The organism is Georgenia satyanarayanai, from assembly GCF_023715365.1.
Lineage (GTDB): Bacteria > Actinomycetota > Actinomycetes > Actinomycetales > Actinomycetaceae > Oceanitalea > Oceanitalea satyanarayanai_B.
In genome coordinates this window covers 95,073-112,502 of the sequence record NZ_JAMBNZ010000011.1, presented here as the reverse complement: position 1 = coordinate 112,502, position 17,430 = coordinate 95,073, and the positions used below count along the sequence as shown (strand labels likewise).

General features: G+C 71.3%; 19 protein-coding genes. 11 read left to right on the top strand and 8 right to left on the bottom strand.

Features of this window, described 5'->3' with window-relative positions; translation table 11 throughout:
- Positions 1–79 precede the first annotated feature (79 nt).
- Positions 80–802 (bottom strand): site-specific integrase, encoded by a 723-nt coding sequence (locus M3148_RS13550; RefSeq protein ID WP_251305240.1) that lies wholly within the window; start codon positions 800–802, stop codon positions 80–82.
- A 425-nt stretch (positions 803–1,227) separates the two neighbouring features.
- On the opposite strand from M3148_RS13550, the gene M3148_RS13545 reads away from it, so the two are divergent.
- The 3 genes from M3148_RS13545 (at position 1,228) to M3148_RS13535 (ending at position 2,687) form a co-directional block, all read left to right on the top strand.
- Positions 1,228–1,425: a hypothetical protein gene (locus M3148_RS13545; protein WP_251305234.1), complete on the top strand. Its 198-nt coding sequence runs from the start codon at positions 1,228–1,230 to the stop codon at positions 1,423–1,425.
- A gap of 86 nt (positions 1,426–1,511) precedes the next feature.
- Positions 1,512–1,850, top strand: a complete 339-nt coding sequence (locus tag M3148_RS13540) for a histone-like nucleoid-structuring protein Lsr2 (protein WP_251305233.1) — start codon at positions 1,512–1,514, stop codon at positions 1,848–1,850.
- 99 nt (positions 1,851–1,949) lie between these two features.
- Entirely contained in the window at positions 1,950–2,687 is a 738-nt protein-coding gene (locus M3148_RS13535; protein ID WP_251305232.1) for a phosphoglyceromutase, read from the top strand.
- Positions 2,688–2,739: 52 nt separating this feature from the next.
- On the opposite strand, the gene phoU is transcribed toward M3148_RS13535, so the two are convergent.
- A complete protein-coding gene (phoU, locus tag M3148_RS13530) occupies positions 2,740–3,417 on the bottom strand; it encodes a phosphate signaling complex protein PhoU (RefSeq protein ID WP_251305231.1) in 678 nt (225 codons plus the stop codon).
- A gap of 140 nt (positions 3,418–3,557) precedes the next feature.
- On the opposite strand from phoU, the gene M3148_RS13525 reads away from it, so the two are divergent.
- From M3148_RS13525 to M3148_RS13515, 3 genes are read left to right on the top strand one after another with little or no spacing between them, the layout of a single operon-like run.
- Positions 3,558–4,739: a sensor histidine kinase gene (locus tag M3148_RS13525; RefSeq protein WP_251305230.1), complete on the top strand. Its 1,182-nt coding sequence runs from the start codon at positions 3,558–3,560 to the stop codon at positions 4,737–4,739.
- Entirely contained in the window at positions 4,736–5,434 is a 699-nt protein-coding gene (locus M3148_RS13520; protein WP_251305229.1) for a response regulator transcription factor, read from the top strand. The genes M3148_RS13525 and M3148_RS13520 overlap by 4 nt, the downstream gene beginning before the upstream one ends.
- 46 nt (positions 5,435–5,480) lie before the next feature.
- A complete protein-coding gene (locus M3148_RS13515) occupies positions 5,481–6,551 on the top strand; it encodes a phosphate ABC transporter substrate-binding protein PstS (RefSeq protein WP_251305228.1) in 1,071 nt (356 codons plus the stop codon).
- 6 nt (positions 6,552–6,557) lie between these two features.
- Here the strand turns inward: M3148_RS13515 and M3148_RS13510 are convergent, their stop codons facing one another.
- Positions 6,558–7,016 carry a hypothetical protein gene (locus tag M3148_RS13510; RefSeq protein WP_251305227.1) on the bottom strand — a complete coding sequence of 153 codons (459 nt, stop codon included), beginning with the start codon at positions 7,014–7,016 and terminating at the stop codon, positions 6,558–6,560.
- A gap of 191 nt (positions 7,017–7,207) precedes the next feature.
- Here M3148_RS13510 and M3148_RS13505 point away from each other — a divergent pair, with 191 nt between their 5' ends.
- Both M3148_RS13505 and ispD read left to right on the top strand, forming a co-directional pair.
- Entirely contained in the window at positions 7,208–7,690 is a 483-nt protein-coding gene (locus M3148_RS13505) for a CarD family transcriptional regulator (RefSeq protein ID WP_251305239.1), read from the top strand.
- A gap of 5 nt (positions 7,691–7,695) precedes the next feature.
- Positions 7,696–8,424, top strand: a complete 729-nt coding sequence (gene ispD, locus M3148_RS13500) for a 2-C-methyl-D-erythritol 4-phosphate cytidylyltransferase (RefSeq protein WP_251305226.1) — start codon at positions 7,696–7,698, stop codon at positions 8,422–8,424.
- Here the strand turns inward: ispD and M3148_RS13495 are convergent.
- The 3 genes from M3148_RS13495 to M3148_RS13485 all read right to left on the bottom strand — a co-directional run bounded on the left by M3148_RS13495 (position 8,411) and on the right by M3148_RS13485 (position 11,148).
- The gene (locus M3148_RS13495) at positions 8,411–9,190 is read right to left on the bottom strand and encodes an RDD family protein (RefSeq protein ID WP_251305225.1); all 780 of its coding nucleotides are present in this window, start codon (positions 9,188–9,190) and stop codon (positions 8,411–8,413) included. The genes ispD and M3148_RS13495 overlap by 14 nt on opposite strands.
- 96 nt (positions 9,191–9,286) lie before the next feature.
- Complete coding sequence (gene ispF / locus M3148_RS13490) at positions 9,287–9,763, bottom strand: 2-C-methyl-D-erythritol 2,4-cyclodiphosphate synthase (RefSeq protein WP_251305224.1); 477 nt, start codon at positions 9,761–9,763, stop codon at positions 9,287–9,289.
- A gap of 20 nt (positions 9,764–9,783) precedes the next feature.
- Positions 9,784–11,148: an MFS transporter gene (locus M3148_RS13485; protein ID WP_251305223.1), complete on the bottom strand. Its 1,365-nt coding sequence runs from the start codon at positions 11,146–11,148 to the stop codon at positions 9,784–9,786.
- Positions 11,149–11,222: 74 nt separating this feature from the next.
- Between M3148_RS13485 and cysS the strand changes: the two genes are divergently transcribed.
- From cysS to M3148_RS13470, 3 genes are all read left to right on the top strand, one after another.
- Complete coding sequence (gene cysS, locus M3148_RS13480; RefSeq protein ID WP_251305222.1) at positions 11,223–12,662, top strand: cysteine--tRNA ligase; 1,440 nt, start codon at positions 11,223–11,225, stop codon at positions 12,660–12,662.
- A complete protein-coding gene (rlmB, locus tag M3148_RS13475; protein WP_251305221.1) occupies positions 12,662–13,627 on the top strand; it encodes a 23S rRNA (guanosine(2251)-2'-O)-methyltransferase RlmB in 966 nt (321 codons plus the stop codon). Before cysS ends, rlmB begins: the two co-directional genes overlap by 1 nt.
- A gap of 257 nt (positions 13,628–13,884) precedes the next feature.
- Positions 13,885–14,721 (top strand): endonuclease domain-containing protein, encoded by an 837-nt coding sequence (locus M3148_RS13470; protein WP_251305220.1) that lies wholly within the window; start codon positions 13,885–13,887, stop codon positions 14,719–14,721.
- Between the two features lie 163 nt (positions 14,722–14,884).
- On the opposite strand, the gene M3148_RS13465 is transcribed toward M3148_RS13470, so the two are convergent.
- Positions 14,885–16,123: a DUF4032 domain-containing protein gene (locus M3148_RS13465; protein WP_251305219.1), complete on the bottom strand. Its 1,239-nt coding sequence runs from the start codon at positions 16,121–16,123 to the stop codon at positions 14,885–14,887.
- 76 nt (positions 16,124–16,199) lie between these two features.
- The gene (locus M3148_RS13460; protein ID WP_251305218.1) at positions 16,200–17,327 is read right to left on the bottom strand and encodes an ABC transporter ATP-binding protein; all 1,128 of its coding nucleotides are present in this window, start codon (positions 17,325–17,327) and stop codon (positions 16,200–16,202) included.
- Positions 17,328–17,430: the final 103 nt, after the last annotated feature.

The window sequence follows — 17,430 nt, the reverse complement described above, 5'->3', positions numbered from 1 at the left end:
TTGGTCAACGTCGAGGTCCTCGGAACGAACGGTTGCTTGGTCGCTACCGATCATCGAGGACCTCGACCCATACCCGCCCTCAACTACCGCCGCGAGTCCCGCTCCCCACCAGAAGTCCGAAGAGCCCCTCAAGGTGGCGGCTTTCGAGTTCCGGGTTGTGAATGTCGGCTGTGGTCAGGGGGCAGGAACCCGGACGGCGGAGGCCGCATGGCCAGGTACCGTCGACGCGCGGGCGAGGTGAGCAACCGTGCCTCATCCGTAGCCGTTGCAGTTGCCATGAGATATGGGCTCGATCTGGCTCAACGGAGTCGAGGGCGAGGCCGATCGCCTCGCCTCGCCGGACCCCGAGTACGAGAGCCAGCGCCCATCTGGCTGCCAGGCGATCCCCGGCGGTGACCTCAAGGATCCGCTGCGCCTCCGCCACGCTGAGCGCCGTCCTCGTCGTTCGCTGAGGAGGTGGCGCCTCGATCAGTGCTGCGGGGTTCTGGCGGATCCGACCACGAGCTACGGCGTCGTGGAGCGCCTTGCGGAGCGCGGCGTGGGCGTACCTCGCGGTCGCCGCACCAACCCCTCGCGAGGTGACGAACGCGTGCATCTTCTCTACGTCGTCGGTCGTGAGCCGGTCGAGACGGAGGTGGCCGATGGATGGGATCAGGGTCCTGTGAATCGCTGACCGGTAGTTGGCGTACGTCGACGGCTTCAAGCGGGTCGCCGCCACGTGCTGCAGCCACCACGCCAGCCACTCCTGCACCGTGGGCGACGTGGTTGCGGCGACTGTGCCCGCGGCCGCCTCTGCCCGCATCTCTGCCAAGAGCCGCTCGGCGCGACCTTGGTGCCGTGATGTTCGCCTCAGGCGTCGCCTCTCGCCGTTCGCCCCGCGCGGGAGGTCCACGGTGGCAACCCACAGCCCGCGCTTGGAGTCGTAGTGGAGTCCGGGGTGTCGTGCCGTCATCGAAGGTGTCGTCCTGAGAGGCGGTTGGGGGAGCGGTCATCACCACCCTAGGGACGCGTCTATACAGTGCCGATTCGGGTAGCAGGTAGGGCCAGCAGGTGGGGCCAACCTATGACATCTCCACGCAAGTTGGCGCGGGTCTAGGCCCGGAATCACGCGGGTCTGACACTCCAGTGCAGGGCGGCGCAGGCCGAGGACCTCACTCGTAATGAGAAGGTCGTGGGTTCGATTCCCACAGGCGGCTCCACCCCATCCGGCAGACGTACCATGGCGTGATGGACTACGTCGTGGCGCTGCTTCCCTCCATCGGCCTGGCGATCATCTTCGTCGTCGTGCTCCGCGCCATTCTCTTCGCCGACCGTCGTGAACGTGCGGCAATTCATCGCGCCGAGAGCGAAATGGACAACTCCGCTTCACGCGTCGGTGACGATGGCATTGCCGCGCAGCGTGACAATTCGGATTCTTCGAATTAGTGTGTGCGCAACGCTATTCGGCAGGGGTAGCGGGAGCGAACATCGCTGCGGTCCTCAAGGGCTGAGAAGTACAGGAAGAGAATCAGATGGTGCAGAAGGTCATGGTCACTCTTATCGACGACGTGGACGGGACTCCGGCGGACGAGACGGTCCTCTTCAGCCTTGACGGTGTGAACTACGAGATCGACCTCACCACCGACAATGCCGCCAAGCTGCGCGACGCGCTCGCTCCCTGGGTCGGTCACGCCCGCCGGGCCGGTGGACGCCGGACGAGCGGCGGCGCCCGCTCCCGGCGTCGCTCGAGCGCCGGCGGCAGCAGCGACGCCGCGAAGGTGCGCGAGTGGGCGCGGGCCAACGGCTACACGGTCTCCGACCGCGGCCGTATCCCGGCCGAGGTCACCGAGGCCTACGCCAAGGCGAACTGACGCGACAGGGCCACGGACCGGCCGGCCCGTGGCCCTCGCGCGCGTCCACGGGACGAAAGGCACCGCGACGCTGCGCCCCTCATGGGTGATGATGGGAGCATGACCTACACCCTTGTGCTGCTCCGCCACGGCGAGAGCGACTGGAACGCGAAGAACCTGTTCACCGGCTGGGTGGACGTCCCGCTCTCGGAGAAGGGCACCGAGGAGGCGCTGCGCGGCGGCGATCTGCTCGTCGACGCCGGTATCGAGCCCGACGTCGTCCACACCTCCCTTCTCCGCCGCGCCATCATGACGGCGAACCTCGCACTGGACCGGGCAAACCGTCACTGGATTCCGGTCAAGCGTCACTGGCGCCTCAACGAGCGTCACTACGGGGCGCTGCAGGGAAAGAACAAGAAGGAGATCCGCGAGGAGTACGGCGAGGAGCAGTTCATGCTCTGGCGCCGCTCCTACGACGTCCCGCCGCCGGCGATCGCGCCGGGCTCGGAGTTCTCCCAGGACACCGACCCCCGCTATGCAGGCGAGCCCATTCCCGCCAGTGAGTGCCTCAAGGACGTCCTCGAGCGTGCGCTGCCGTACTGGGAGTCGGACGTCGTCCCGGACCTCAAGGCCGGGAAGACCGTTCTCGTGGCCGCGCACGGGAACTCGCTGCGGGCCATCATCAAGCACCTCGACGGGGTCGACGACGACACGATCTCGGGCCTCAACGTGCCCACCGGGATCCCGCTCCTCTACGAGCTGGACGAGAACTTCACGCCGACCACCCCCGGTGGTCGCTACCTCGACCCGGCTGCCGCCGAGGCGGCCATCGCGGCCGTGGCCAACCAGGGCAAGTAGCACGGAGACACGACGAAGGGGGCCGGCTGAGCCGGCCCCCCTTCGTCGTGCGTCAGCGCTCGCCGGCGGTCTCGTCGCGGGCGACGGAGTTCGTGAGGTCGCCCGTGACGAGGTAGCTCGTGCGGCGGGCCACGGAGACGCCGTGGTCGCCGAAGCGCTCGAAGTAGCGGCCCAGCAGCACGCCGTCGACCATCTGCTGCTTGGTCATCTCGACCTCGGGGTCGAGGAGGATCGTGAAGGTCTGCTTGTGCAGGGCGTCCAGGGCGTCGTCGTCGCGCTCCACGCCGGCGGCCAGCTCGAGGTCACGGGTCGCGAGGAGGTCGCTGACCTGGTGGGCCACCTTGGTCGCCGCCTCACCCATCTGCGCGAAGATCTCCTGCATGGCGGGGCTGGGCGCCACCTCCGGGTAGCGGCCACGCGCCACGTAGGCGATGTGGCGGGCCAGGTCACCCATGCGCTCGATGGTCGCCGACATCCGCAGCGCTGCGATGACGACGCGCAGGTCGGTGGCGACCGGCGCCTGGCGGGCAAGCAGCGAGATGCACTGCTCGTCCAGGCTCCGCTCGATCTCGTCGATCTGCTCGTCGGCGCGGATGACCTGCTCGGCCAGCTGGAGGTCGGCGGTCTGCAGCGCGGTGGAGGCCTTCTCGATCGCGTCGATGACCAGCCTGCTCATCCGCTGGAGGTCCTCACCGACCTGGGCCAGCTCCTGCATGAAGATCTCGCGCACGTTTCGCTCTCCTCGGTCTCGTCGTGATCCCACCGTAGCGTTCCAGGGGTCGGTGAACGACAGATGGCGCCCCGGTGAACGGTCGGGGGCCCGCCCGGACGGACGCTCACGGCTCCCTCGAGGGGCTTACCCTCAGACACGTGGAGGGGATCTGGCCGTTCGTCGTCGTCGCGCTGGTCGGCGTCGGCGTCGGCGTCCTCGTACGCGGCTTCTTCCCGGTGCGGGCACGTCGTGCCGCCGTCGTGACACCGACCTCGCAGGGCGTGAGCAGGGACGCCCGGGAGCTGCTGCGGGCGCTGCGATCCACCGTCCTCGTCCTCGACGCGAACGGGGACGTCCTGCAGGCCAGCCCCTCGGCCTACAGCTACGGCCTCGTGCGCTCCGGTCGCGTGGCACTGGCGGCCGTGTCCGAGCTTGTCGAGCGCGTGCGGACCGAGGGGCAGCCGCGCGACCGCGAGCTCAGCCTGCCGCGCGGGCCGCTCGCCGGGGCGGGGGAGATGATCTTCCAACTGCGCGTCGTGCCGCTCACGGGTGGCCGCATCCTCGTCGTCGGGGACGACCACACTGCCGCGCGCCGCCTCGACCAGGTGCGGCGCGACTTCGTCGCCAACGTGTCCCACGAGCTCAAGACGCCCGTCGGAGCCCTGGCCCTCCTCAGTGAGACGCTCGAGGAGGCGGCCGACGACCCCGTGGCCGTGCGCCGCTTCACCGCCCAGATGCGGCGGGAGTCGCGGCGGCTGACCGTGCTCGTCCAGGAGATCATCGACCTGTCCCGTCTCCAGGAGCCGGACGCGCTCGTGGGCTCCGAGCTGGTCGACATCGACGCCGTCGTCGCCGAGGCCGCCGACCGTGTGCGCGTCGAGGCCGAGTCGCGGCGCATCACACTTGCGGTCGGCGGGAAGCCAGGCCTGCACGTGTTCGGTGACGCCGACCTCCTCACCACCGCGGTGCGCAACCTCCTCGACAACGCGCTGCGCCACTCCGACCCCCTCGGGCGGGTGTCGGTGGGAGTCGCGCGGGACCGGGACAAGGTGCGCATCGCCGTCGTCGACCAGGGCGAGGGCATCTCTCCAGACCAGCAGGAGCGGATCTTCGAGCGCTTCTACCGCGGAGACCCGGCTCGCGCCCGCCGCACCGGCGGGACCGGCCTGGGCCTGAGCATCGTCAAGCACGTCGCCGCCGACCACGGCGGTGAGGCCGAGGTGTGGTCCAAGCCCGGTGCCGGGTCGACCTTCACGCTCGTCCTGCCGCTCGCCGACCCACCGACGACGGCGTCCCCCGACGCCACCGTCCCCACCTCAGGAGTGCCGAGACAGCCATGACGACGATCCTGCTCGTCGAGGACGAGGAGTCCTACCGAGAGCCGCTCACCTACCAGCTGGAGCGGGACGGCTACGAGGTCGTCGCCGTCGACAACGGGCTGGACGCGCTGCCCGCCTACGAGCGCGCGGCGCCCGACCTCGTCCTCCTCGACCTCATGCTGCCTGGAATGTCCGGGACCGAGGTGTGCCGCGAGCTGCGCCGGCAGGGCAGCACGCCCGTCATCATGCTCACCGCCAAGGACGACGAGTTCGACAAGGTGCTCGGCCTCGAGCTGGGCGCCGACGACTACGTCACCAAGCCGTACTCCTACCGCGAACTCGTCGCCCGCGTCCGGGCGGTCCTGCGCCGCGGGACCGAGCCGGCCGGGGAGGAGACGGCGGGCGTGCTCGAGGTCGGCCGGGTGCGGATGGACGTCGGCCGCCACGAGCTCCTCGTCGACGGCGAGCCGGTACGGATGCCGCTGCGGGAATTCGAGCTCCTCGAGGTCCTCCTGCGCAACGCGGACCACGTCCTCACCCGCGGCCAGCTCATCGACCGGGTGTGGGGCGCCGACTACGTCGGGGACACCAAGACGCTGGACGTCCACGTCAAACGCATCCGCGCCAAGATCGAGCCCGACCCGTCCGTGCCCGAGATGCTCCTCACCGTGCGCGGCCTCGGGTACAAGCTCGTCGCGCCCGACCGGACCCCGTAACCTGTCGTGGGCTGCTGAAGGCCTCACCGACACGACAGGGGACGGGATGATCAGGGGACGACGGATCGCTGCCGCGACGGCAGTCGTCGCGCTCACCGCCGCCGGCTGCGGCAGCGACGGCACGTCGATCGCCGGCGCCGGCGCCTCCTCCCAGGAGATCGCGATGCAGGCGTGGCTGGCCGGGCTGCACGACCTGCAGCCCGAGATTCTCACGTCCTACGACCCCACCGGCTCCGGAGCGGGCCGCGAGATGTTCATCACCGGCGCCGTCGACTTCGCCGGCTCCGACGCCCACCTCGACGACGAGGAGGCACTCGAGGCCGAGGAGCGCTGCGAGGGCGGGGAGGTCCTCGAGCTGCCGCTCTACATCTCTCCCATCGCCATCGCCTACCACCTGCCCGGGCTGGACGTGGAGCACCTCCAGCTCGCGCCGGAGACGATCGCCGGGATGTTCGACGGGCGCATCGAGCGGTGGGACGACCCGGCCATCATCGCGACGAACCCGGGCGTCGAGCTGCCCGACCTCCAGGTCGTGCCGGTCAACCGCTCCGACGACTCCGGCACCACCGAGAACTTCACCGAGTACCTCGCCGAGGCCGGCGGCGGCGCGTGGCCGCACGAGCCGAGCGGCACGTGGCCGCGCTCGGGCACGCACTCGGGCCAGCAGAACGTCGGCATGGTCTCGACGCTCGAGGCCGCCGAGGGGACGATCGGCTACGTCGACGCCTCCCAGGTGACCGAGGAGCTGGGCACCGTCGCGGTGGGGGTGGGCGAGGAGTTCGTGCCCTTCTCCCCGGAGGCCGCGGCCGCCGTCGTCGACGCCTCCCCGCCTGCTCCGGGGGCGAGCGACACCCGGCTCGTCATCGAGCTGGACCGGGACACGGACGCCGCCGGCGCCTACCCGGTGGTCCTCATCTCCTACACGATCGCCTGCACCCGCTACGACAGCGCGGAGAAGGCCGACTCGGTGCGTGCGCTGCTCAGCTACATCGCCAGCGAGGACGGTCAGGCGCGCGCCGCGTCACCGGAGGTCGCGGGCGCTGCGCCGATCTCCGCGGACCTGCGCGAGCGGGTCATGGCCGCCGTCGACCGGATCGAGGGCCCAGCCACCGGCTGACGCCGGTCACGGCACGTAGTCGGCGTACTGCGGGAGCGTCGAGTCGAGGACGGGCACGTTCGCCGAGACGGTCCCGAGGCCGGTTGCCTCGACGAGGCCCTCGGCGTTGGCGCCCGGCGCGACGGGCACGGTCGGCACGACGACGATCTCGTCGACCCCGAGCAGGACCTGGTCGGTGGCCGGGACGGGGACCTGGATCCCGCCGTCGCCGATCGTCACCGACATGACGACGTCCTCCTGGCTGTCGTTGACGAGGGAGCCGAAGACCTGCCCCTCGCCGCCCTCCTCCTCGGACAGGACCATGAGGTTCTCGGCCCGGATCTCCTCGGTGACCACGACCCGCACGCCGTCGCTCGCGTTGTACGGCTCGGCGGTCTGGATCGGGGTCATCACGCTGCAGCCGGCGACGAGCGCGGCGGCGCCGACGGCTGCGGCGCCACGAAGCAGGTGGTGGTTGCGGGCCAAGACGGTCTCCTTCGTCGACGTGTCCCCCCAGGCTACCGGGCCACAGGCCCTGTCCGCGCGGTCGCCCGGCGCGATCCCGGCCACGTGCGCGGACCGGTCGGCACCGGTGCAGAGCCCGCGCAAACCCGCGGATTGGCGCCGTTTTCGCGTGCTAGAATAGGTACTCCTCGCGACCAAGGAGCATGGCCACTATGACCTTCACCGTCGGTGAGACCGTCGTTTATCCCCACCACGGAGCCGCCCTCATCGAGGCGATCTCGAAGAAGGTCATCAGGGGCGAGGAGAAGCTCTACCTCAAGCTCCGCGTGGCCCAGGGCGACCTCACGATCGAGGTGCCCGCGGACAACGTCGACCTGGTCGGGGTGCGCGACGTCGTGGGCAAGGAGGGCCTGGAGAAGGTCTTCGAGGTGCTGCGCGCGCCCTACACGGAGGAGCCGACGAACTGGTCGCGCCGCTACAAGGCGAACGTCGAGAAGATCGCCTCGGGTGACGTCATCAAGGTCGCCGAGGTCGTGCGCGACCTGTCCCGCCGCGACCAGGACCGCGGCCTGTCGGCCGGGGAGAAGCGCATGCTCGCCAAGGCCCGTCAGATCCTCGTCTCCGAGCTCGCTCTCGCCGAGCGCACCGAGGAGGACAAGGCCGAGGCCATGCTCGACGACGTCCTCGCCTCCTGACCCACGTGCGCTGCGCCGCGGTCCTCACGGCTGCCGGCTCCGGCACCCGCCTGGGGCACACCCTGCCCAAGGCGCTCGTCCCGCTCGCCGGGACCCCGCTCCTCCTCCACGCCGCGCGTGGGCTGGCGGCCTCCGGTGTGGTCGACGCCGTCGTCGTCACCGCGCCCGACGGGTACCTCGAGGAGGTGGCCTCGCTGTTCCCCGGTGGTCGCGTCCCGTGCAGCGAGGTCCCCGTCCGGGTGGTCGTCGGTGGCGCCACCCGGCAGGCCTCCGTCGCCGCCGGCCTCGCCGCGCTCGACGACGTCGCCCCCGCCTGCGAGGCCGTCCTCGTCCACGACGCCGCCCGCTGCCTCGCCGGGCCCGAGCTCGTGCGCCGCATCGTCGCGGCGCTGGAGGCGGGACACGGCGCCGTCGTGCCCGGAGTCCCGGTGACCGACACCGTCAAGCGCGTGGTCGACCTGCCGGGCGGCGGCGCGCGCGTCGTGGAGACGCCCGAGCGGTCCACCCTGCGGGCCGTGCAGACGCCGCAGGGCTTCACCCGCGAACTCCTCGAGCGGGCGCACCGGCTGGGTGCCACGCGCGCCGACGACGAGACCCGCGCCGTCTCGGACGACGCGGGTCTCGTGGAGTCGCTCGGCGAGGAGGTCCTCCTCGTGCCCGGCGAGGCGGCGGCGCTGAAGATCACGACGCCCGCCGACCTCGAGCTGGCGGAGCAGCTGCTCAGCCGGCCCTGACCACCCGGGTGCCGCCGGCAAACCTGTCGTGCCAGCCCTGACGGGTCGCGGTGTTGCTGCTGACCGTCACGAGGATGGTGATGACAGCGGCCAAGGAGAGCAGGCTGCCCAGCCAGGCGAGTGCCGGGATGATGCCGACGATGCCGACCGCGGTCCACAGGTTGCGCTTGAGCGCCTCGGTCGTCGTGGGGTTGCCGCCCGCTGCGCCGACAGTCCGCACGTTGAGGAGCATCTTGCCGAGCGTCTGCCCGCGGGCCGACTCGAGGAGCACGAAGTAGCCGAGGGTGATCGCGGTGCTGACGACGGTGACGAGCGCCAGCGTGTCGTAGTCCACCCGGCCCGTCATGAGGACGGTCGTGAAGGCGTCGGCGCCGAGGAGCCAGCCGACGATCCCGTTGACGACGGTGAGCAGGATGTTGTCGACGAGCCGCGCGAGGACGCGGGTGCTGAGCTCCGCCGGCTGCCCGGCGGTGGAGAAGTCCGGGACCTGCGGCGCGTAGTACGGGGACTGCTGGCCGTACTGCTGCTGGCCGTAAGGCGCCTGGCCCGCGGGCGGCTGCTGGCCGTAGGGCTGCTGCTCGTACGGGCGCTGGCCGGCCGACGGCTGGCCGTAGGGAGACTGCTGGCCGTAGGGCGTCTGGCCGGCGGGCGCCTGCTGGCCGTAGAGGCCGCCGCCCTGCCCGGGCGGCGGAGGGGGCGTTGGGGTGGAGCCCGAGGGCGGGGGGTGCTCGCCGGAGGAGGAACCTCCGGTGGACGGCTCGGTCATGTGAGGCCTTTCGCTGGATCGGGTCCGGCCCATGCTAGTGACCGGCGGCACGGCGGTGGCCGTGTTGCCCGACCCGCGAGGGTGGCCCGCCGTTCCTCAGCGGACGACCAGTGCGGTGGCGACGGCGAGCAGCCCCTCGCCGCGGCCGGTGAAGCCGAGACCGTCCGTCGTCGTCGCCGACAGGCTCACCGGCGCCCCGAGGGCGCGGGACATCGCCTCGGCGGCCTCCTCGCGGCGGCGGCCGATCCGCGGTCGGTTCCCCACGACCTGGACGGCGACGTTGCCGATCTCGAAGCCTGCCTCGCGGACGAGAGTGGCGGTGGCGGAGAGGAGTTCGGCGCCCGACGCCCCGGCCCAGCGCGGGTCGGAGGTGCCGAAACGGGAGCCGAGGTCACCCAGCCCCGCCGCGGACAGGAGCGCGTCACACGCCGCGTGGGCGGCGACGTCGCCGTCGGAGTGCCCCTCCAGGCCCACCTCGCCGGGCCATTCGAGGCAGGCGACGTGGAGCGGACGGTCGCTGCCCTCCGGGGCGAAGGCGTGGACGTCGGTCCCGATCCCGGTGCGCGGCAGCATGGTCGCCAGCGTAGCGAGGCTCAGGCCGGGGGCGGCTCGTGCAGCGCGCTCTCGCTGCGCACCGTGACGCGCACCGGCAGCAGGAGGAGCAGACCGACAGTGAGCACCGCGACGATGCCGAGGATGCCCCAGTACTCGGAGTCGGCGATGCTCTGGCCGGTGACGGCAGCACCGATGCTGATCGCGAGCGCGAAGCACATGGGCGCGAGGAAGCTCACCGCCCGCCCGGTGGTGGCGTACAGACCGAACAGCTCTCCCTCCTTGCCCTTGGGGATGAGGCGGGCGAGGAAGGTACGTGAGGCGGACTGGGCAGGGCCGACGAAGACGCACAGAATCAGCCCGAGGCACCAGAAGGCGACGGCACCGCGGTCGTGGAGGATGAAGACGCCGCTCCCCGCGAGGATCATCGCGACGAGCGAGCCGACGATCACGCGCTTGGGACCGAGGATGTCGTCCAGCGCCCCGAAGGCGATCGTCGCCACCCCCGCGACGAGGTTCGCGGCGACCCCGAAGATGATGACCTCACCGGCCTCGAAGCCGAAGACCGTCGACGCGACGATGCCGCCGAAGGTGAAGACCCCGGCCAGGCCGTCCCGGAAGATGGCGCTGGCGCCGAGGAAGAAGACGGTGTGGTGGTCCTGGCGCCACACGTTCCGCACGGAGCGGAAGAGCAGGCGGTAGGAGCCGACGACACCGAGCCGGGGCAGGCGCTCGCGGGCGGAGCGGTCGTCGCGGATGGTGAGGAGCACCGGCAGGGAGAACAGGAGCGTCCAGCCGGCGCAGATGAGCATTGCCACGCGCACGTCCATGCCGCTGTCCGACGTGATCCCGAAGAGGCCGACGTCCGGGCTGATGAGGCCGAAGTAGACGATGAGGAGGAGGACGATCCCGCCGATGTAGCCCAGGCCCCAGCCCAGGCCGGAGATCCGTCCGATCGTCCGCGGCGTCGAGATCTCGTTGAGCATGGCGTAGTAGTTCACCGAGGCGAGCTCGAAGAAGATGTTGCCGACCGCGAGCAGGGCCAGGCCCAGCCACAGGTTGCTCGGGTCCGGGGCGACGAGGAAGAGCGACGCCGAGATGACGACGACGACCATCGTGTTGACGGCGAGCCAGAAGGTCCGCCGCCCCGAGCGGTCTGAGCGTAGGCCCGCGACCGGTGCGCACACGGCGATGAGTGCGCCCGCGCCGGCCAGCGCCCAGCCCAGCTTCTGGGAGGCGCCAGGGCCGAAGAGATCGGCGTTGGTGATGTACACGGTGAAGACGAAGGTGGTGATGACGGCGTTGAAGGCCGCCGACCCCCAGTCCCACAGGCTCCAGGCGTAGACGGGCCAGCCGAAGCCCCGGCGGCGCTGCGTGGGGCGTGGTGTCACGGGCAGTGTGGTCACCTGGCTGACGTTATCGCCCCGCGGTGACGTCCGGCACCGCGGCGTCCGGCCCCTGCGCCGGTAGCCTGGGGCACGTGAGCCTGCGACTTCATGACTCCGCCACCCGGTCGGACCGCGAGCTGGTGCCCCTCGTCCCCGGACGGGTGAGCATCTACCTCTGTGGCGCCACCGTCCAGGGGGCGCCTCACGTGGGTCACCTGCGCTCGGCGATCGCCTTCGACGTGCTCGCCCGGTGGCTGCGCCGTCGGGGCCTGGAGGTGACCCTCGTCCGCAACGTCACCGACATCGACGACAAGATTCTCACCAAGTCGGCCGAGACGGGCGTCCCCTGGTGGGCCTGGGCCCACCGCTTTGAGCAGGAGTTCACCGCCGCCTACGACGCCGTCGGGGTCGGGCGGCCCACCTACGAGCCCCGCGCGACCGGTCACGTGACCGAGATGGTCGCCCTCATCGACCGTCTCGTCGAGCGCGGGCACGCCTACCGGGGTGAGGGCGCCAACGTCTACTTCGACGTCCGCTCCTTCCCCGCGTACGGAGCGCTCACCCGCCAGCTGCTCGAGAACATGTCGACCCTCGACGAGGAGGAGGCGGGCGACAAGCGCGACGCCCGCGACTTCGCCCTGTGGAAGAACCCCAAGGACGGCGAGCCGGCGTCCGCTGCCTGGGACACGCCCTACGGGCGCGGACGGCCAGGCTGGCACCTCGAGTGCTCGGCCATGGCCCACCGCTACCTCGGGGAGAGCTTCGACATCCACGGCGGCGGCATCGACCTGCGCTTCCCGCACCACGAGAACGAGGTGGCCCAGTCCCGCGCCGCCGGCTACGGCTTCGCCCGGCACTGGATGCACAACGCCTGGGTGACCGTGGGCGGGGAGAAGATGAGCAAGTCGCTGGGCAACTCGCTCGTCGTGTCCGCCGTCCTCGAGCGGGTGCCCGCCATCGTGCTGCGCTTCGCGCTCGGCACCGTCCACTACCGCTCGACGGTGGAGTTCTCCGAGGACTCCCTCGCCGAGGCGACGAGCACCTGGGAGCGCCTCAGCGGCTTCGTCACCCGCGCCGTCGAGCGCGTGGGGCAGGTGCCCGCCGAGGAGGTGACGAGGCGGCCGATCTCCGCGCTGCCGCCCGCCTTCGTCGCCGCGATGGACGACGACCTCAACGTGTCCGCCGCGCTCGCCGCCGTGCACGAGCAGGTGCGGACGGGCAACAACGCCCTCGCCGCGGGCGAGGACAGCGTCGTGTGGCAGGCCCAGCTCCAGGTGCGGTCCATGCTCGACGTGCTCGGGCTCGACCCACTCGCCGCGCCGTGGGCCACCGCGGCCGGTTCCGACGACGCCGCCCGTGAGGCGCTGGACGTGCTCGTCCCCTGCGTGCTCGCCGAGCGCGCGGACGCCCGCAAGGCCAAGGACTGGGCCCGCGCCGACGCGCTGCGCGACCAGCTCCAGGCGGCAGGCATCATCATTGAGGATTCACCCGACGGTGCCAGATGGCAGCTGGGGACGAGAGGAGGCCGTTGATGGCCGGGAACTCCAAGCGCCGCGGCGCAGTACGCAAGGCTGGATCGAAGAAGGGGGCAACGGCCGGCAGTGGCGGCAAGGGGCGCCGAGCGCTCGAGGGGCGCGGGCCCACGCCCAAGGCCGCCGAGCGGCCCTACCACCCGGCGGCAGCGCGTAAGGCGGCGGCCGAGAAGCGAGAGGGCCGTGGCGACACCGCGCGCAAGCCGGCGGCGGCCCGGACGAGTACCGGGCGCGAGCTCGTGGCCGGCCGGAACGCCGTCCTCGAGGCCGTGCGGGCCGGCATCCCGATCGACCACGTCTACCTCGCGGCCCGCGTCGACTCCGACGAGCGTCTCGGCGAGGTGCTGCGCACCGTCACTGCGCGCAACACCCCGCTCCTCGAGGCGAGCAAGAGCGACCTCGACAAGCTCACCGACGGCGGCAACCACCAGGGCATCGCCATCCAGGTGCCGCCCTACGAGTACGCCGACCCCTCCGACCTCCTCGGCCGCTTCCCGGGTAGCGCGCCCCTCATCGTCGCCCTCGACGGCGTCACCGACCCGCACAACCTCGGGGCGGTGCTCCGCTCCGCCGGGGCCTTCGGGGTGGACGGCGTCCTCGTCCCCGAGCGCCGCTCCGCCGGCGTCACCGCCACCGTGTGGCGGGTGTCCGCCGGCGCCGCCGCCCGCGTGCCGGTGGCCCGGGCGACGAACCTCGTGCGCGCGCTGCAGGACTACAAGAAGGCCGGCTGCTTCGTCGTCGGGCTCGACGGCGAGGCGCCCACGACGGTGGCCGAGCTCGAGCTCGCCACCGAGCCGCTCGTCGTCGTCGTCGGCTCCGAGGGCAAGGGCCTGTCGCGGCTCGTGCGCGAGACCTGCGACGCGATCGCCGGCATCGAGATCTCCTCGAGCGTGGAGTCCCTCAACGCCGCCGTGGCGACGGGCATCAGCCTCTACGAGATCGCCCGCATCCGCGCCACCCGCTGAGCGCTGCCGCTGATCTGGCGCCCGCCGCTGGGCGGGCGCCCCGTGCCGCCGGCTGCAGCCATGCTGCGCACAGGTCGGCGACACGGGCGCGACACGCCGGGACAGGTGTCGCGTACGGGGGGCCTCGAGGAACCTGTGCGCAGATCGGCGACATCGCGGCGACCTCGGTTGCTGCACAGCCCCCGCGCGTGGGTGTCCCGTCCACCGTTCCGTGCGGCTGGCGACGGCGGGTACTCGCGGTCGGCGACGCTCAGCCGATGGATGCGGTCAGCAGGCTGTGGACGTACGGCGGCGTCGGCACGCGCACCCAGATCGCCCGGACGACGGCGGAGCGGCGCGCGGTGACGGCGGCGGTCGCCGCGGGACAGATCCGCGACCTGGGGGCCGGGTGGCTCGCCGTCGCTGACGCCCGGGAGTCCGTCGTCGTCGCCCGCCGCATGGGCGCGGTGATCACCTGCGTGAGTATCGCCGAGTTCTTCGACCTTCCCCTTCTCGTCGCCCCCGACCGCCCGCACGTCGCGCTCCCTCGGAGGCGCGGGAGACGGTCGATCGACATGGCCGTGCGCGTTCACGGGGAGGGCAGCTGGATTGCACCGTCACCTGTCGGCTTCCCCCTCGCTCCGCTGGCCGACGCGCTCGCCCGGGTGCTGCGGTGCCGGCCGGCGGAGGAAGCGGCCGTCGTCCTGGACGCCGCCCTGCGAAAGGGCCTGGTGACACCGGAGGCGGTCCGCCGCACGCTCACCGGGAGGGGCAGTCCGGCCGCACTCGCCACCCTGGAGCGTTGCAGTCCGCGCAGCCGATCGGTCATCGAGACGCGCGCGCGGCTGGCGCTCGAGGACGCCGGCCTGATCGTGTCGGCGGGCGTGGAGATCGACGGAGTCGGCGAGGTCGACCTGGTGGTCGAGGGCCGCATCGTCGTGGAGTGTGACGGCTTCGCCTACCACTCCGGCCGGGCGGAGTACCGGAAGGACCGGCGGCGCGACCGCGCGCTGCTCGAGAGGGGCTACCTCGTCCTGCGCTTCACGTGGGAGGAGATCATGCAAGACCCCCGCGTGATCGTGTCCGCTGTGAAGGGGCTGCTCGGCGGGTCGTGAGACCGGTGGACTGTCGCTGATCTGCGCACAGGTCGCCAGAAGCGCCTCTATGCGTCAGGTGTCCCGGCGTGTCGCCGGCGTGTCGCGAACCTGTGCGCAGAACAGCGACGGGGGATGGTCAGGGACGGCGACGGCGGGCGACGGCGGGCCCGCTCAGAGAGGGTTAGAGGTCCTCGAGGCGGGGGGCGTCGACGCCGAGGAAGGAGCGCTCGTCGGGGCGGTGGCGCAGGACGGCGTCGACGTAGGACTGCACGGCCTCGGGCAGCGGCACGTCCCGGCGCTGCTGCTCGGAGATGAACCAGCGGTGCTCGAGCACCTCGTGGAAGATCTCCGCCGGCTCGAGCTTCCCGCGCAGCTCGCGCGGGATGGCGCGCACGGTGGGCTCGAAGACCTTGGCGAGCCAGTCGTGCGCGACGAACTCCTCGTCCTCGCCCTGCCGGTCGGTCGCGGCTCGGTAGGCGTCGAGGTCGTTGAGCATCCGGCGCGCCTGGTTCTCCTGGACGTCCAGGCCCGTGAGGCGCATCATCCGGCGGTGGTGGTGGCCGGCGTCGACCACCTTCGGCTGGATCTGGACGCTCGTGCCGTCGACGTCGGTCGTCATCGTCAGCTCACCGACGTCGTAGCCGAGCTCGTTGAGGCGGTCGATGCGGGCGGCCACGCGCCAGCGTTCGCCGGTGTCGAAGGACTCGGAGTCGGTGAGCTCACGCCACAGGGCGGTGTACCGCTCGACGATCCGGTTGCCGACCTCGATCGTGTCGACGTCCTCGTCGAGGATCTCACCGGCCTGGAGGTCCATGAGCTCGCCGATGATGTTGGTCCGGGCGATGTCGAGGTCGTACTCGCGCTGCCCGATGGTGAGCTCGGGCTGGAACTCCCCGGTCTCCGCGTCCACGAGGTAGGCCGCGAAGGCGCCGGCGTCGCGGCGGAAGAGGGTGTTGGACAGCGAGACGTCGCCCCAGTAGAAGCCCAGGAGGTGCAGGCGCACGAGGAGCACGGCCGCGGCATCGATGAGGCGCGTGGCGGTGTCCGGGCGCAGGTACTGGGAGAACAGCGCGCGGTAGGGCAGGGAGAACTGGAGGTGCTCGGTGACGAGCACGGAGTCCAGCGGCTCACCCTGCGGCGTGGCACGGCCGGTGATGACGGCGAGGGGCTGCACCGACGGCGCGTCGAGCCGGTTGAGGTTGCGGAGCATCTCGTACTCGTGGAAGGCCACGGTCTCGCCGATCTCCTTGACGGCGATGACCCGCCCGGAGAGCCGCACGAAGCGCACGACGTGGCGGGAGATACCACGCGGGAGGGCGGCGAGGACCGACTCGGGCCACTCCTCGAGCGGGACCTCCCAGGGCAGGTCGAGGAGGGCAGGGTCCAGCCGTGCAGCGGTGATCTCCAGGGACTGTGCCATCAGCTCCGACTCCTCGTGACGTGCCGCAGGGGCGAACCCGACCGTATCGGGTCCGCCCCTGCGATGCGCTGACGCGTCAGCTGGGCAGACGCTCGCCCGTGGACACGGCGAAGTTGTGCTGCTCGCCCGCGCGGATGCGGGCGTGGATGGTGTCACCCTTCATCGGCACGTCGCGCGGGTCGATACGCACGATGATCTGGGAGTCACCGGCGCCCGAGGTGATGTGCTCCGCGAGCTCCTTCGAGCCGGCCAGGCGGCCGTAGACGAAGGCGTCAGAACCGAGCTCCTCGACGAGGTCGACGGTCACCGGGATCGCACCCTCGGTGCCGGCGGACACGCGGTCCAGCGACTCGGGACGGAAGCCGACGACGATCTCGCCCTTCTCGTCGTTGCCCATGGCGCTGACGGTCTCGCGGCTCAGCGGCATGCGGACGTCACCGAGCACGGCGGCGCCGTCCACGATGCGGAAGGTGCCGAGGTTCATCGCGGGGGAGCCGATGAAGCCGGCGACGAAGACGTTCGCGGGACGGTCGTACATGTCGCGCGGGGTGCCGACCTGCTGGAGGACGCCGTCCTTGAGGACGGCGATGCGGTCACCCATGGTGAGGGCCTCGGTCTGGTCGTGGGTGACGTAGACCGTGGTGACGCCCAGGCGGCGCTGCAGCGAGGCGATCTGCGTGCGGGTCTGCACGCGGAGCTTGGCATCGAGGTTCGACAGCGGCTCGTCCATGAGGAACACCTGCGGCTGGCGGACGATCGCGCGGCCCATGGCCACACGCTGACGCTGACCACCGGACAGGGCCTTGGGCTTGCGGTCGAGGTACTCAGACAGGTCGAGGATCTTGGCGGCCTCCTCGACGCGCTGGCGGATCTCGGCCTTCGGCTTGCCGGCGATCTTCAGCGCGAAGCCCATGTTGTCGGCCACGGACATGTGCGGGTACAGCGCGTAGTTCTGGAAGACCATCGCGATGTCGCGGTCCTTGGGCTGGACGTCGGTGACGTCACGGTCACCGATGAGGATCCGGCCGGAGTTGACGTCCTCGAGGCCTGCCAGCATGCGCAGCGAGGTCGACTTGCCGCAGCCGGAGGGGCCGACGAGCACGAGGAACTCGCCGTCGGCGACGTCGAGGTTCAGGGCGTCGACGGCCGGGCGCTCCGTGCCCGGGTAGACGCGGGTGGCGTTGTCGAACGTGACTGATGCCATGGTGGTGTACATCCCTTCACCGGCAGGTACGTGCCGGACGATCCGTTGTGAAGAGTGCCAGGTGTCTGCCTTGACACTGGCCCGTCCGCGGAGATCGGTGACC